The organism is Pseudonocardia sp. DSM 110487, from assembly GCF_019468565.1.
Taxonomy (GTDB): domain Bacteria; phylum Actinomycetota; class Actinomycetes; order Mycobacteriales; family Pseudonocardiaceae; genus Pseudonocardia.
Window position 1 is genome coordinate 2,690,190 of sequence record NZ_CP080521.1, and the last position, 13,815, is coordinate 2,704,004.

A 13,815-nucleotide genomic window follows, 5' to 3' on the forward strand; every position below is an offset into this window, starting at 1 on the left:
CATGCGCATCGTCATGAACGGCGTGACCGGGAGGATGGGCTACCGCCAGCACCTCGTGCGGTCCATCCTCGCGATCCGTGACGACGGCGGTGTGCTGCGCCCCGACGGCACCCGCCTGCAGGTCGAGCCGGTGATCGTCGGCCGCAACCGCGAGAAGCTCACCGAGATCGCCCGCAAGCACGACATCGAGACCGTGCACACCGATCTCGACGCCGCCCTCGGCGAGGACGACGCACCCGTCTACTTCGACTCGCTCGTCACCAGCGAGCGCAAGAAGACGATCCTGCGCGCGATCGCCGCCGGGAAGCACGTGTTCACCGAGAAGCCGATCGCGGAGTCGGTGGCCGAGGGCGAGGAGCTGGTGGAGGCCGCGAAGGCCGCCGGCATCGTCGACGGCGTGGTGCACGACAAGATCTTCCTGCCCGGGCTGATCAAGCTGAAGCGGCTGATCGACTCCGGGTTCTTCGGGCGGATCCTGTCGGTGCGCGGCGAGTTCGGCTACTGGGTGTTCGAGGGCGACCTGATCCCCGCGCAGCGGCCCAGCTGGAACTACCGGGCCGAGGACGGTGGCGGCATCGTCCTCGACATGTACTGCCACTGGAACTACGTGCTCGAGCACCTGTTCGGTGGCGTCGAGGCCGTGATGACGAAGGCCGTCACCCACATCCCGGAGCGCTGGGACGAGAAGGGCGAGCCCTACGAGGCCACCGCCGACGACGCCGCGTACGGGATCTTCGAGCTGGCCGGTGGCGTGATCGCGCAGATCAACTCGTCGTGGGCCGTGCGGGTGGACCGCAAGGAGCTCGTCGAGTTCCAGGTGGACGGCACGCACGGCTCCGCCGTCGCGGGTCTCTTCGGCTGCCGCGTCCAGCACCGGGTCCGCACGCCGATGCCCGTCTGGAACCCGGATGTGCCCACCGACCAGGACTTCCGCGGGCAGTGGGAGCAGGTGCCGGACAACCAGGAGTTCGCCAACGGCTTCCGCGCGCAGTGGGAGCAGTACCTGCTCGACGTCGACGCCGGGCGCCCGCACCCGTACGACTTCGCCAGCGGCGTCCGTGGGCTGCGGCTGGTGGACGCCGCACTCAAGTCCAACGCCGAGGGCGTCCGGGTGGAGCTGGGGTCGTGAGCGGATACGACGGCCATGGCGCGCGTATCCACTCACGACCTATGGGGAGGAGGCCCTGATGACCGCCGTTGACACATCCATCGAGGTGCCCGCCGCCGGAGGGGGGTGGCGGACCGTCGAGCTGGCGCCGCCGCGGGAGTGGGCGGCCCACCCCGAGCCGTACCGCAGCCGGGTGGCGTTCGCCGCCGCGCACGTCGTGGGCGACCCGTGGGGCGAGAACGTGCCGGGCGCGCCCGCCGTCGTCGACTGGGAGTCGACGCTGGCGTTCCGCAGGCACCTGTTCTCCTACGGCCTTGGCGTCGCCGAGGCCATGGACACCGCGCAGCGCAACATGGGCCTCGACTGGCCCGCCGTGCAGGAGCTGGTGCGCCGCAGCGCCGAGCAGGCCCAGACGCACGGGGCCCGCATCGCGGCAGGCGCGGGCACCGACCACCGCACCGACCTGACCACGGTCGACGACGTGCTGGCCGCCTACACCGAGCAGGTCGAGTACGTCGAGGGCACCGGCGCGCAGGTGATCCTGATGGCGTCGCGGCAGCTGGCCGCCGTCGCCGCGGGGCCGGACGACTACGTGCGCGTCTACGAGGCACTGCTGCGTCAGGTGCGCGAGCCGGTGATCCTGCACTGGCTCGGGGAGGCGTTCGACCCCCAGCTCGCCGGCTACTGGGGCTCCGCCGAGGTCGCCTCGGCCACGGACACGTTCGTGCAGCTCGTCGAGGCGCATGCGGCGAAGGTCGACGGGGTGAAGGTCTCGCTGCTCTCGGCGGAGCACGAGATCGGCCTGCGCGCCCGGCTGCCCGAGGGCGTGCGGCTCTACACCGGCGACGACTTCAACTACCCCGAGCTGATCCGCGGCGACGGCACGCACCACTCCGACGCGCTGCTCGGCGCGTTCGCCGCGATCGCCCCTGCCGCATCGGCGGCGCTGGCCGCGCTCGACGATGGCGACCTGGAGCGCTACGACTCCGAGTTCGCGCCCACCCTCGAGCTGTCGCGGAAGGTGTTCGAGGCGCCGACCTTCTACTACAAGACCGGGATCGCGTTCCTGTCGTGGCTCTGCGGCCACCAGCCAGGGTTCACGATGGTGGGCGGGCTGCAGTCGGCGCGGTCGGTGGTGCACCTGTCGGAGGTGTTCGCGCTGGCCAACGAGGCTCGGTTGCTGCCGGACCCGGAGGCGGCGGCTGCGAAGCTGCGCAGCCTGCTCACCGTGGCCGGGGCGGTGCGGTGACCGTTCTCGACATCCCCAGCGGGATCCCGGCCCACGTCGACACCCCCGCCCCCGGCGACCCGCGACTGGCCCGGCTCTCGCTCAACCAGCGCACCACCGCGAACTGGAAGCTGCGGGAGGCGGTCGACGGCGCCGTCGGCGCGGGGCTGCCGGCGATCGGGCTGTGGCGCGAGCCGGTGGCCGAGGTCGGCGTCGACGTGGCCCGCCGCATCGTGGACGACGCGGGCCTGCGCGTCTCCTCGCTGTGCCGAGGTGGCTTCTTCACCGCGGCCGATCCGGCCGCGCGCGGCGCGGCGCACGAGGACAACCTGCGTGCCCTCGACGAGGCCGCCGGCCTCGGCACGACGGCGCTGGTGCTCGTCCCCGGCGGGCTGCCGCCGGGCGACAAGGACCTCACCGGCGCCCGCACCCGCGCCGCCGAGGCGATCGCCGCGCTCGTCCCGGCCGCCGTCGAGCGTGGGGTGACCCTCGGTATCGAGCCGATGAACCCGATCTACGCCGCCGACCGCGGCGTGATCTCCACGCTCGCGCAGGCGCTCGACATCGCCGAGCGGTTCGCGCCGCACGAGGTCGGCGTCGTCGTCGACACCTTCCACCTGTGGTGGGAGCCGGGAGTCCACGCCCAGATCGCACGCGCGGGGGAGCGGATCGTGTCGTACCAGGTGTGCGACTGGATCACCCCGCTCCCCGCCGACTCACTGCTCGCCCGCGGGATGATGGGCGATGGCCACATCGACTTCCCGGCCTTCACCCGCGCCGTCGCCGCCGCCGGGTACACCGGCGACGTCGAGGTGGAGATCTTCCACGCCGACGTGTGGGCGGCCCCTGGCGAGCAGGTCATCGCCACGATGGCCCGCCGCTACATCGAGCTGGTCCAGCCCCACCTCTGACTCAGTCACCCCGACACGGCCGCACCCAGAGCGCGACTCGCGTGCACGGAGACCGCGACTCGCGGGGTGAGCGCGTCAGAGGTCGTAGGCGACCGGGTGGCGCGGCTCGTAGATCGACAGGGGAGTGCCGCTCGGCAGCCTGATCGACGCGAGGACGCCCCACCCCTGGTCGCTCGCCGGTTCGACGACCGCGACGCCTTTCGCCGCGCACTCGCTGAGCACCTTCTCGATGTCCGAGCACATCAGGTAGAACTCGTGCTTCGGCTCCGCGTCGGTCGGGTGCACGGCGACCTCGGCGGGCGGGAGCCTGAAGATCAGCCAGCCGTCGCCCGCGTCGACGTGGGGGAAGGCGAGCGTGTCGCGGAGGAACGCCCGGTCGGCGTCCGCGTCGCGGCTGTAGAGGATCACATGTGCGCCGTTGAACATCATTCCTCACCATGGATGGGTCGGCGGGCCTCGTGGACGATCGCGGGCGGAACGTTGCGCCACACCGTGCGACTGGTCGTCACCTCGGCGAAGTGGGCCCGCAGGTCCGCGAGCTGGCGCCGGGCCGGTGGGGCCCAGCGGGTCCAGGTGTACCCGAACTGCGTGAACACACCCGTCGGCGCGAGGACCTCGGTGATCACGGCGTGCAGGCCGCGGCCGTCGGGTCCGGGGGTGTATGCCACCCATGGCAAGCCGCTCACCACGGCGTCCACGGCGGTGATGCCGCGGTCGGCGAGCAGGCGGGGCAGCTCGCGGGCGTCGGCCTGCACCACGTCGACCTCGGGGTGGCGCTCGGTGAGCAGCCGCGCCCACCGCCCGTTCAGCTCGACAGCGACGTGCCGCGCCCGCCCGCCGGTGCGCTCCTGGATCGCCCGGGTGAACGCTCCGGTGCCGGGCCCGAGCTCGACGACGACCGGTGCACCGGCCGCCGGGATTGCCCGCACCATCGCCGCGGCGAGCGCCCGCGAGCTCGGCGTCACGGACGCCGTGTGAAGGGGGTCGCGCACGAACTCGCGAACGAACCGGCCGGTGTCCACCCATGCCGTCACGGCGCAAGGGTAGGGCCGAGGGCTTCCCCAGCGGAGGGTCGGCGCTTACGGTCAGTGGTGATGCCCGTCACGTGAGGGGGACCGCCGTGCATCCACACCGGCTGCAGCAGCTCGTGGGGTCCGTGCCGGACACCATCGACGCCGATCAGCGCGCCAAGCTGCTCGCCCACGTCCAGGCCTCGGATCGCTGCCGGGTGCGGATCGAGCGCGTGAACGCGGAGCTGGACAGGCTCCTCGACGGCGTCGGGAGCTCGGATCGGGCCGTGGACCTCGCCCGCGAGCTCGACGGCCTCGAACGAGTGCAGCAGCGCATTGACCGCAGGCTCACTGCACTCGTGGAGGAGCTCACGAGCGCGCCGCGCGCCGTGACCTACGACGACGGCGTGCCCGCCTGATCACACCCGGAGGAACGCCCGCGCCGCGGCGGCGCCCGCGGCCGGGTCCCATCCGGTCGGGCCGATCACCGCGCGCACGTGCGCCTCGGTGACGTCGGCGTCGGCGGCGATGAGCGCGTCGACAGCACGAGGGTCCGGCTCCCCACCGGCCAGGCCGGGTGCCTCCTGCGTGAACTCGACCACGAGCTCCCGGCACCGCTCGTCGTCGACTGCGGGGAGGCCGACGGACGCGAACCCGTCCGACACCTCGTACTCGGCGCGGCGCCAGACGCCGTGCTCGTAGCCGTACACGAACCCGACCCACAGGCCCCGGTCCATCGCCGCTCGTGCCGGGGGTGCCCACCAGCCGGGCGCCTCGGCCAGCAGGTCGGTCTCCGGCTCCTGGAAGTACTCCGCGGCCGCCGCGAAGTAGGTGTCGGAGTACTCGTGGTCGTGCCCGACCAGCACGGCCCGCCCGCCGTCGACGTGGTGCAGGTCGGCCCAGTTGCCGCCACCGTCGTCGAAGTGCCACACGGCGTCGGTGGCGTGGCAGCCGCGACCCCATCCGCGGGCGGCGAGTACGGCGGCGAAGGCCGCCCACCGGCCGCGCATGTCCCGCGGCTTCGGAAGGTCGAGCGTGACGAGTCCCATCCCGGCCCCTTCGAATCCGCCGTCGCGGGCGTCATGCTCGCACGGCGGTCCGGGCCGCCCGCAGGCAGTAGAGGGCGACGACCGCGGCAACGAGCCCGAGCGCAGGCTGCACGACGAGCAGCACGGCGCTGAGGACGCAGGACGACACGGTGAGCAGCCGCCACGTCGACGCCTGCCGCGGCCGCGCCTCACCCTGCGCCCCGGGTGCCGACCGGAACCTGGCCCCGAGGACGACCTGTGCGAGCGCGGCGAGGGCGAACACGCCTGCCCACACCCACGACCCCTCGACGGCCCGCATGCCGGCGAGCACGAGGAAGCAGCACGCGGCGAGCAGATGACCTGGGCTCACCGCAGCACCCCCACGTACTGGAGGAGCGCGACGAGCCCTGACCCGAGCAGCACCACCGACGACACGGCGACGAGCACGCGCGCGGCAGGCCTCGTGCGCAGCGCCGCGGGGAACACCCGCCGCTCCAGCACGAGCAGGCCCAGCCCGTAGATCCCGCAGGCCACCGTGCCACCCACGATGTTCGCCGGCGTGATCAGCGAGACGAGGTCGGCGCCGGTGAGGATCAGCGCGGTGCCGCCGAGCAGCACGTAGGCGTAGACGACCGTGCGCGTCGTGCCGATCCCGGCGTTGCGGACCCTCGCCGAGACCGCGGACAGCGACTCGTACGCGGTGCGGGAGTAGACCTCCCAGATCGCGTACATGGTGCCGAAGAAGACCATGATGATCGCGACGACGTAGAAGTAGCGGAACACCGGGTGGATCACCCCGAGCACGTCGCCCTGGTAGGTCAGCACGTTCTGGCCGCTCGGCACGTTGTGCGCCGCGCCGAGGATCTCCGTGCCGGTGATCACGAACGCCACCGCGGTGAGCGCCATCGCCGCGAAGCTGAGCACCACGTCGCCGAGCGGCGCCCGCGACCACCCGCGGACCCGCACCCGCTCCTCGGGGGTATCGGTCAGCGCGAGCGGCTGGGCCACCGCCCGGTCGCGCCCCGGCAGGCCGAGCGCGCCCCACCGCTTCTCGCGCATGAGGCCGGCGTAGCCGATGTAGTCGTACATGCCGCCGCCGAGCCCGCCCATGAAGACGACCGCCTCGATCCACACCGACCGGTTGGCGATCTCCGGGTACTCGGTGAAGACGAAGGGCGCGTAGCCGAAGCCCTGCGGCACGAACCCGGCGATCACGTCCAGCCACTGCGGCTGGGCGGCGAACACGGCGACGACCACGAGGGCGACCTTGATCGAGACGATCGCCACCTGGGCGCGTTCCAGCAGCGCGTACCAGCCGAACCAGGCCAGCGCGGCGGCGAGGACCAGCAGCACGAGCCCCCAGGCAACGGCCGGGCCGCCGAAGACGATGTTGAGGTAGCTGCCGATGCCGGTGGCGAGCGCGCTCGCGACGAACGGGAACGACAGCACCGCGAGGGCCCCGATCAGCGCGGGGAACCAGCCGCGCGGCCCGGGGATGGCCCGCGCGAGGCCGCTCATGGGGTGTTCGCCGGTGAGCACGATGTAGCGGTTGGAGGCGTAGATGATCGCGGCTTTCGTGACCGCGCCGACCACCACCAGCCACAGGATCGCGTAGCCGAACACGGCACCCAGCCGCGAGGCGAGCACGGTCTCGCCGCTGCCCACGGTGAGCGAGGCGATGATCGCTCCCGGGCCGAAGAACAGCACGATCGTGCGGAGACTCAACCGCCGCCTGGACAGCTCCCGCGGCACCTCGGGCAGGAGGGGCGACCTCGGCCCGGCTTCCTCTGGACGCACCATTGCAGACCCTTCTTCTCGTGGACGTGCCTCAGGTCCCCGCGGCGATCGTGCGCAGGAGACCGGAGTGGTCGAGCTCGCCGTCGCCGGCGGCGACCATCCGGTGGAACTGGTCGTGGAGCAGCGCCGTCAGCTCCGACGGCGCCTCGGCCGCGTTCGCGGCCTCGCGGGCGAACCGGAGGTCCTTGAGCTGGTTGCGCGCGCTGCCACCGCCGGTGAAGTCCTCACGCAGCCACCGCTCGCGCTTCTGGTCGAGCACCGTCGATCCGGCGAGCCCACCTGCGAGCGCGGCCAGCAGGTCGGCACGGGACAGGCCGTACCGGTCGGCCAGGCAGAGCGCCTCGCACAGCGCCGCGATCGTCCCGGCCACCACCACCTGGTTGCACGCCTTGGCGAGCTGCCCCGAGCCGCTCGGACCGAAGTGCACGACGGTGGACGCGATCGGGGCGAACACCGGCGCCAGCGCCTCCACGTCCGCCGGGTCGCCGCCGACCATGAGGCTCAGCTCGCCCCGCTCCGCGCCGGGAACGCCGCCGCTCATCGGGGCGTCGACGACGCGCACCCCGTGCTCGCGCCGGAGCCCCTCCGCGAAGGTCCGCATCGCGACCGGGGAGACCGTCCCGTGGACGACGAGCACAGGCTCCGGCATGCGGTCCCGCCGCCAGCCGGCGAGCAGCCCTTCCCGACCGTGCAGCACCGACTCGACCTGCGGCAGATCGGGAAGCACTGTGAGCACGACGTCGGCGGCGGCATCGGCGGGGGACGCGGCCCGCCGGGCGCCCAGCGCGACCACCTCGTCGGCCTTCCCTGGCGTGCGGTTCCAGACGGTCAGCGCGCCGAGCCCGCGGACGAGGTTCGCCGCCACGGGAGCGCCCATCGGTCCCAGGCCGAGCAGGGAGACCTTCACGGCGTGCCGAGGAGGCGCTCCGTCTCCCGCCGGAGCTCGAGCACCTGGCCGAACGCGGCCTCGTCCAGTTCCACGTCGTCCCAGGTGACGATCGCGCCCTTCTGGACGTCGCGCTTCAGCTCGACGTGGTGGGCCAGCGCGATCGGGAGCGCGCCGCGCTCGACCGACGCCCGCGCGGAGATCAGCTTCCCCCACACCGTGTAGCCGCCCTCGCCGTCGAGCACGTCGCCCGCCGCAAGGTCCTTCTTCGCCGTGGCCACGACGTCGGCGGAGAACCCCTTCGGGGCGCCGGTGGGGATGCCGCGCAGTACGGCGTTGGCGATCGACATCCCGAGCTCGAGGCCGACGTAGTGGTAGGGCCGGTACAGCGCGGCGTACTGCTTTGTGGGGTCCGGGTGCCACGGGTACTCGGCGAAGCAGCCGGAGACGTAGGAGTTGGTCGCTTTCACGACCACGAACACGCCTTCCTGCGTGTTGTGCGGGATCCAGTCCCCGTCGCGCGTGACGCTGGACATGACGTCCACCGACCCCTCGTGGGCCAGCACACCACCCACCTCGCGCGGGCGGCAGACCGTGGCGATCTGCTCGACGTCGCCCGGGGTGAAAGTCAGCCCCTCGTCCGACGGCACGAGGCAGGCCGCGTTCGCGACCGCCGCCATCTCGATCGCGGCCTTCGTGCCGTCGCGGAACGCCGTGTGCATGCGCGGGTTGAGCTGGCCGGAGTCGGTGAGCTCCTTCGAGAACTCCCAGTGCTCCCACACGTTGTCGGGGTTCATCTCGTGGTAGTGCTCGAGGTACTTGGCCCCCTTGCCTGCGCACACCACGTCGAAGCCGGACGTGCGGGCCCAGTCCACCAGCTCCATGATCAGCGCGGGCTGGTCACCGTATGCCATCGAGTACACCAGCCCGCGCTCCGCGGCACGGCGCGCGAGCGCGGGGCCGACCACGGCGTCCGCCTCGACGGTCACCATGATCACGTGCTGGCCGGCGTCGAGCGCCGTGAGCGCGTGCGACGTGCCGATGATCGGGTTGCCGGTGGCCTCCACGACGACGTCGATGGCGTCGGTGAACAGGGGTGCCGCGTCGGGGAGCACCGCGGTGGTGCCGCCGGCCAGCGCGGAGCCGAGGTCGTCGATGACGGCGTCCTGCGGCCAGTCGACGAGCTTGAGGGCCTGGTGCGCCCGGTCGAGGTTGATGTCGGCGATCGCCGCGACGTGGATCCCCGGGGTGTTGCGCGCCTGGGCGAGGAACATCGTCCCGAACCGGCCTGCGCCGATGAGCCCGACCCGGATCGGGTCGCCGTCGCGTTCACGGGCCTGCAACAGGTCGTGCAAGTTCACCGAGGACTCCTCGACTGGTAGAGTGGTACCGGTACCAGTTTTGTACCACGGGCGTTTCGGCAAGGTCAACGGTCGGGATGGGGTTAACTGACGCCTCGGTGGAGGGGGGAGCATGAAAAAGGCGGCCACCATCCGGGACGTCGCCGCTCGCGCGAGGGTCTCCGTCTCGGTGGTGTCGCGCGTGCTCAACGGCACGGGGCCGGTCGCCCCGGCGAAGCGCGCGCAGGTCCTCGATGCGATCGAGGCGCTCGCCTACCGGCCGCGCGCCGCCGCACGGGAGCTCTCCCACGGGCGCAGCGAGACGATCGGCCTGCTGCTCGCCGACCTCACCAACCCGTTCTTCGCCCGCCTCGCCGACCGCGTCGTCGCCGAGGCGCGCTCGCGTGACCTGCAGATCCTGCTCATGACCACCCAGGAGGACCCGCACCTGGAAGGGCAGGCCCTCGACACGCTGCTCGACCGCTCGGTCGGCGGCATGATCGGCACCCCCACCAGCCACAACGTCGCGCGCTGGGAGAAACTCGCGGCCCTCGACATCCCGGTCGTCTTCGTCGACCGCGCCATCACCGACCTCGACCAGGTCGACGTCGTGAGCATCGAGAACGTCGACTCGGCCGCCACCGCCACGCGGCACCTGCTCGACCGCGGGCACACCCGGATCGCGATCGTCTCAGGGCCGCTCGACACCACCACGGGCGTCGAGCGCGTGCAGGGCTACGAACAGGCCCTTCGCGAGCACGGCGTCGCGCGCGACGACCGGCTGGTGGGTCCCGCGCCGTTCCGCGGCGACCGGGGCGCCGAGGTGGTGGCCCAGATGCTCGCGCTCGACGACCCGCCCACCGGGCTCGTCGTCGCCAACACCGCGCAGGTGCGCGTGGTCCTGCGGATGCTCTCCCAGGCCCGCATCGCGATCCCGGACGACCTGTCGGTCGTGGTCTTCGACGACAACCCGTGGACCGAGCTCATCCGGCCCCCGCTCACCGCCGTCCGCCAGCCGATCGACATGCTCGCGTTGCACTCGGTCGAGCTGGTGCACGCCCGGATGCGCCAGAAACTCCCGCCGGGCCCCCGGCGGGTCAGGGTGGCCGCCGAGTTCCTGGAGCGGTCCAGCACCGCACGAATCTGAAGGAGAGACATGCCAGTCGTCGTAACCGCCGTCTTCCGCCCGCTCCCCGGGCGTCACGGCGACGCGCGGGCGGCCATCGAGGGCGCGCTCCCCGGCGTCCACGCCGAGGACGGCTGCCTGCTCTACGCCCTGCACGACGCCGCGGACGGCACGCTGGTGCTGCTCGAGAAGTGGGAGTCGCAGGAGCTGCTCGACGCGCACTCCGTCGGCGAGCCGGTCAAGCGGCTCGGCGCGGCGCTCGACGGGCTCCTCGAGTCCCCCGCGGCCGTCGTGACGATGACGCCGCTGCCGGCCGGCGACCCGGTCAAGGGCCGTCTGTAGAAGTTAGGGTCCCGAAGAAGGGACGGCCGACGAAGGGGTCATCGGGTGCGCGCGGTGCAGGTGGTGCGGTTGGACGGGCCGGCGGCGGTCGAGGTGCGCGACGTGCCGGAACCACATCGGGAACCCGACCAGGTGCTCGTCGACGTGCGGGCGTCCGGGGTCAACTTCCCCGACGTCCTGCAGTCCAAGGGGCTCTACCAGTACAAGCCGGACCTCCCGTTCACGCTCGGGTCCGAGGTGGCCGGTGTCGTGCGCGAGGCGCCGGACGGCTCCCCGCTGCGCGCGGGCGACCGCGTGGCCGCGTTCACGACCACCGGCGCGTTCGCCGACGTGGTGGCGGCGCCCGCGGACGTCGTCCTTCCGCTGCCCGACGGGATCGGCTTCGCGGCGGGCGCGTGCCTGCCGATGAACTACCTCACCGCTCACTTCGCTCTCCTCGTGCGCGGTCACCTGCGCGATGGCCAGACGGTGCTCGTGCAGGGGGCCGCGGGCGGGGTGGGCACGGCGGTGATCCAGCTCGCCGTGGCACTCGGTGCTCGGGTGATCGCCGTGGTGTCGACCGAGGAGAAGGCGGAGGTGGCCCGCGCCGCAGGCGCACACGAGGCCGTGCTCGCCGACGGGTTCAAGGACGCCGTGAAGGGGCTCACCGGCGGCGCGGGCGTCGACCTCGTGGTGGACCCGGTGGGCGGGGATCGCTTCACCGACTCGCTGCGCTGCCTCGCCCCCGAGGGGCGCCTGCTCGTCGTCGGCTTCACCGCGGGGGAGATCCCCACCGTGAAGGTGAACCGGCTCCTGCTGGGCAACATCGACGTGGTGGGCGTCGGCTGGGGCGCGTACGCCTTCGCCCGTCCCGGCTACCTGCAGAAGCAGTGGGCCGAGCTGGAGCCCTACCTGCGCTCCGGCGCCCTCGACCCGGTGATCGGCACCACCCTCCCGCTCGACCGCGCCGCCGAGGCGCTCGCGATCATCGACGAGCGGCGCGTCACCGGGAAGGTTGTGCTGGAGACGGTCTAGCGCGCCCTCTCCTGGTTCGCGGGGATGGTGCGAGCCGTGATCAGCGGTCCGGCGCGAGAACGGGCGAGATCCGCCCGTACTCGCGCCGGCTTACCGATCATCGCGCCGCCGGCCGCCGCCGGGGACATGACGAGCTACGGCTGGAGGTTAGGTCTGCTCACCCGCGTCCGTGCGCGACGACTCTCCGCTGCGCGGCGCGTCCGGGTGCGGCTTGACGGCCACCACGAACTCGTCGCCGTAGGTCTTCGTGCCGTGGTCGACGGCCTGCTCTACGGCCGCGGCCGCGCGCCGGTCGCGGCGCATCAGCGGGTCGTCGTGCAGGTCCTTCGCCAGCGCGATGCAGAGCGCGACCATGACGAGGGCGAACGGGGCCGCCGAGATGATCGTGATGTCGCGGATCCCGTTGAGCGCCTCGTCCTGCTCGCCCTCGCCGGCCTGGGCGGCCCCGATGGCGAGCATGATCGCCGCGATCGCGCCCATCACCACGCCCCAGAACACCACGACCCAGCGGGTGGGCCGGATCGTGCCGTGCTGCGAGAGCGTGCCGGTGACCACGGACGCCGCGTCGGCGCCGGAGACGAAGAAGATCGCGACGAGGACCATGGCGATGACGCTCATCACCCCGCCGAGCGGCATCGAGTGAAGCAGACCGAAGAGCTGCCCCTCCGTGTCGGCCGACGCGAGGTCGGTGCCACTGCGCTGCGCCTGGATCGCGGCGCCGCCGAAGATGGCGAACCACAGCAGGCTCACCAGGCTCGGGATGAGCAGCACCCCGACGACGAACTGCTTGATGCTGCGGCCGCGGCTGATGCGGGCGATGAACATCCCGACGAACGGCGTCCAGGAGATCCACCAGGCCCAGTAGAAGACCGTCCACCCGGACAGCCACTCCGCGGTGGCATCGCCGCCGGTGGCCGCCGTGCGCGCGGCCATCTGGGCCATGTCCCCGAAGTAGTCGCCGATGGAGGTGGGGATCAGGTTGAGGATGAGGATCGTCGGGCCGGCGACGAACACGAAGAGGGCCAGGATCCCCGCGAGCACCATGTTGATGTTCGACAGCCACTGGATGCCCTTTGCCACCCCGGACACCGCTGAGGCCACGAACGCGATCGTGAGCACCGCGATGATGCCGAGCAGCAGGGGAAGCTCTGCCGGCGGCAGACCGTTGGCCTGCAGACCCGCGCCGATCTGCAGGGTGCCGAGGCCGAGCGAGGCCGCCGAGCCGAACAGGGTGGCGAAGATCGCGAGGATGTCGACGAACTTGCCGAACGCGCCGTCGGTGCGGCGCTCGCCCAGCAGCGGCGCGAACGCCGAGCTGATCAGCGACCGGCGGCCGCGACGGAACGTGCTGTAGGCGATGGCGAGCCCGACCACCGCGTAGATCGCCCACGGGTGCAGCGTCCAGTGGAACAGCGTGGTGGCCATGGCGACGTCGAGCGCCTCGGGCGTGCCGGCGGCCACCGTGCCCGGCGGCGGGTCGGTGAAGTGCGTGAGCGGCTCGCTGACGCCGTAGAACATCAGGCCGATACCCATGCCGGCGCTGAACATCATCGCGATCCACGAGACCGTGCGGAACTCCGGCCCCTCGTCGTCGCCGCCGAGCGGGATCTTGCCGTAGCTGCTGAACGCGAGCCACAGCGCGAACACGACGAAACCGCTTGCCACCAGGACGAACGCCCAGCCGCCCGCGTTCATGATGCCGGCGAGCACCGCGGAGGAGACGGCGCTCAGGGTGTCGACCGAAGTGACGCCCCAGATGATGAACGCGACGACGAGGCCCGCGGCGATCCCGAATATTGCCCAGTCGACCGGCTGGCGCTGCTCAGCGGTGGTGATCGGTGCCGCTGGATCCGGTAGCGGCGTGTCGATTGTGTTGTCTTCCTTGTGAACGGTCATGTGGTGTGACTCAGGCGTGGGCCCGAGCCTGCCCCCTTCCCACGACGCACGATTGGGGCCACCATCGATCCACGGGGCCTCTGCGTCAACTCGAAAGGGCAGATGGGGACCGCCTCGTTACCCGCGCGA

At 72.1% G+C, this 13,815-nt stretch carries 15 protein-coding genes; 7 read left to right on the plus strand and 8 right to left on the minus strand.

Annotated features, from left to right (window positions below; all coding sequences use genetic code 11):
* Window position 1: 1 nt before the first annotated feature.
* Genes K1T35_RS12290 through K1T35_RS12300 form a run of 3 tightly spaced genes read left to right on the plus strand, consistent with a single transcriptional unit; the run spans window position 2 to window position 3,247 of the window.
* Window positions 2–1,129 carry a Gfo/Idh/MocA family protein gene (locus K1T35_RS12290; protein WP_255621807.1) on the plus strand — a complete coding sequence of 376 codons (1,128 nt, stop codon included), beginning with the start codon at window positions 2–4 and terminating at the stop codon, window positions 1,127–1,129.
* Between the two features lie 58 nt (window positions 1,130–1,187).
* On the plus strand, window positions 1,188–2,357 hold the full coding sequence (locus K1T35_RS12295; protein ID WP_220260297.1) for a dihydrodipicolinate synthase family protein: 1,170 nt from the start codon (window positions 1,188–1,190) through the stop codon (window positions 2,355–2,357).
* The gene (locus K1T35_RS12300) at window positions 2,354–3,247 is read left to right on the plus strand and encodes a sugar phosphate isomerase/epimerase (protein WP_255621808.1); all 894 of its coding nucleotides are present in this window, start codon (window positions 2,354–2,356) and stop codon (window positions 3,245–3,247) included. Before K1T35_RS12295 ends, K1T35_RS12300 begins: the two co-directional genes overlap by 4 nt.
* A 75-nt stretch (window positions 3,248–3,322) precedes the next feature.
* Here K1T35_RS12300 and K1T35_RS12305 read toward each other — a convergent pair whose 3' ends face one another.
* Together K1T35_RS12305 and K1T35_RS12310 are read right to left on the minus strand one after the other, a co-directional pair.
* Window positions 3,323–3,673 (minus strand): VOC family protein, encoded by a 351-nt coding sequence (locus K1T35_RS12305; RefSeq protein WP_220260298.1) that lies wholly within the window; start codon window positions 3,671–3,673, stop codon window positions 3,323–3,325.
* Window positions 3,673–4,281, minus strand: a complete 609-nt coding sequence (locus K1T35_RS12310; RefSeq protein ID WP_255621809.1) for a class I SAM-dependent methyltransferase — start codon at window positions 4,279–4,281, stop codon at window positions 3,673–3,675. Before K1T35_RS12310 ends, K1T35_RS12305 begins: the two co-directional genes overlap by 1 nt.
* A 71-nt stretch (window positions 4,282–4,352) precedes the next feature.
* Between K1T35_RS12310 and K1T35_RS12315 the strand changes: the two genes are divergently transcribed.
* Window positions 4,353–4,676, plus strand: a complete 324-nt coding sequence (locus tag K1T35_RS12315) for a hypothetical protein (protein WP_220260299.1) — start codon at window positions 4,353–4,355, stop codon at window positions 4,674–4,676.
* Here K1T35_RS12315 and K1T35_RS12320 read toward each other — a convergent pair whose 3' ends face one another.
* Genes K1T35_RS12320 through K1T35_RS12340 form a run of 5 tightly spaced genes read right to left on the minus strand, consistent with a single transcriptional unit; the run spans window position 4,677 to window position 9,329 of the window.
* A complete protein-coding gene (locus K1T35_RS12320) occupies window positions 4,677–5,306 on the minus strand; it encodes a proteophosphoglycan 5 (protein WP_220260300.1) in 630 nt (209 codons plus the stop codon).
* A 31-nt stretch (window positions 5,307–5,337) separates the two neighbouring features.
* Window positions 5,338–5,655 carry a hypothetical protein gene (locus K1T35_RS12325; protein ID WP_220260301.1) on the minus strand — a complete coding sequence of 106 codons (318 nt, stop codon included), beginning with the start codon at window positions 5,653–5,655 and terminating at the stop codon, window positions 5,338–5,340.
* A complete protein-coding gene (locus tag K1T35_RS12330; protein ID WP_220260302.1) occupies window positions 5,652–7,085 on the minus strand; it encodes an Nramp family divalent metal transporter in 1,434 nt (477 codons plus the stop codon). The genes K1T35_RS12325 and K1T35_RS12330 overlap by 4 nt, the downstream gene beginning before the upstream one ends.
* Before the next feature lie 28 nt (window positions 7,086–7,113).
* Complete coding sequence (locus K1T35_RS12335; protein WP_255621810.1) at window positions 7,114–7,989, minus strand: NAD(P)-dependent oxidoreductase; 876 nt, start codon at window positions 7,987–7,989, stop codon at window positions 7,114–7,116.
* A complete protein-coding gene (locus K1T35_RS12340) occupies window positions 7,986–9,329 on the minus strand; it encodes an NAD(P)H-dependent oxidoreductase (RefSeq protein ID WP_220260304.1) in 1,344 nt (447 codons plus the stop codon). The genes K1T35_RS12335 and K1T35_RS12340 overlap by 4 nt, the downstream gene beginning before the upstream one ends.
* 112 nt (window positions 9,330–9,441) lie before the next feature.
* Here K1T35_RS12340 and K1T35_RS12345 point away from each other — a divergent pair, with 112 nt between their 5' ends.
* Genes K1T35_RS12345 through K1T35_RS12355 form a run of 3 tightly spaced genes read left to right on the plus strand, consistent with a single transcriptional unit; the run spans window position 9,442 to window position 11,790 of the window.
* Window positions 9,442–10,455, plus strand: a complete 1,014-nt coding sequence (locus tag K1T35_RS12345) for a LacI family DNA-binding transcriptional regulator (protein ID WP_220260305.1) — start codon at window positions 9,442–9,444, stop codon at window positions 10,453–10,455.
* Between the two features lie 9 nt (window positions 10,456–10,464).
* Entirely contained in the window at window positions 10,465–10,776 is a 312-nt protein-coding gene (locus K1T35_RS12350) for a putative quinol monooxygenase (protein WP_220260306.1), read from the plus strand.
* Window positions 10,777–10,821: 45 nt separating this feature from the next.
* Window positions 10,822–11,790 carry an NADPH:quinone oxidoreductase family protein gene (locus tag K1T35_RS12355; protein ID WP_220260307.1) on the plus strand — a complete coding sequence of 323 codons (969 nt, stop codon included), beginning with the start codon at window positions 10,822–10,824 and terminating at the stop codon, window positions 11,788–11,790.
* Between the two features lie 147 nt (window positions 11,791–11,937).
* On the opposite strand, the gene K1T35_RS12360 is transcribed toward K1T35_RS12355, so the two are convergent.
* Complete coding sequence (locus K1T35_RS12360; RefSeq protein WP_220260308.1) at window positions 11,938–13,686, minus strand: BCCT family transporter; 1,749 nt, start codon at window positions 13,684–13,686, stop codon at window positions 11,938–11,940.
* Window positions 13,687–13,815 lie beyond the last annotated feature (129 nt).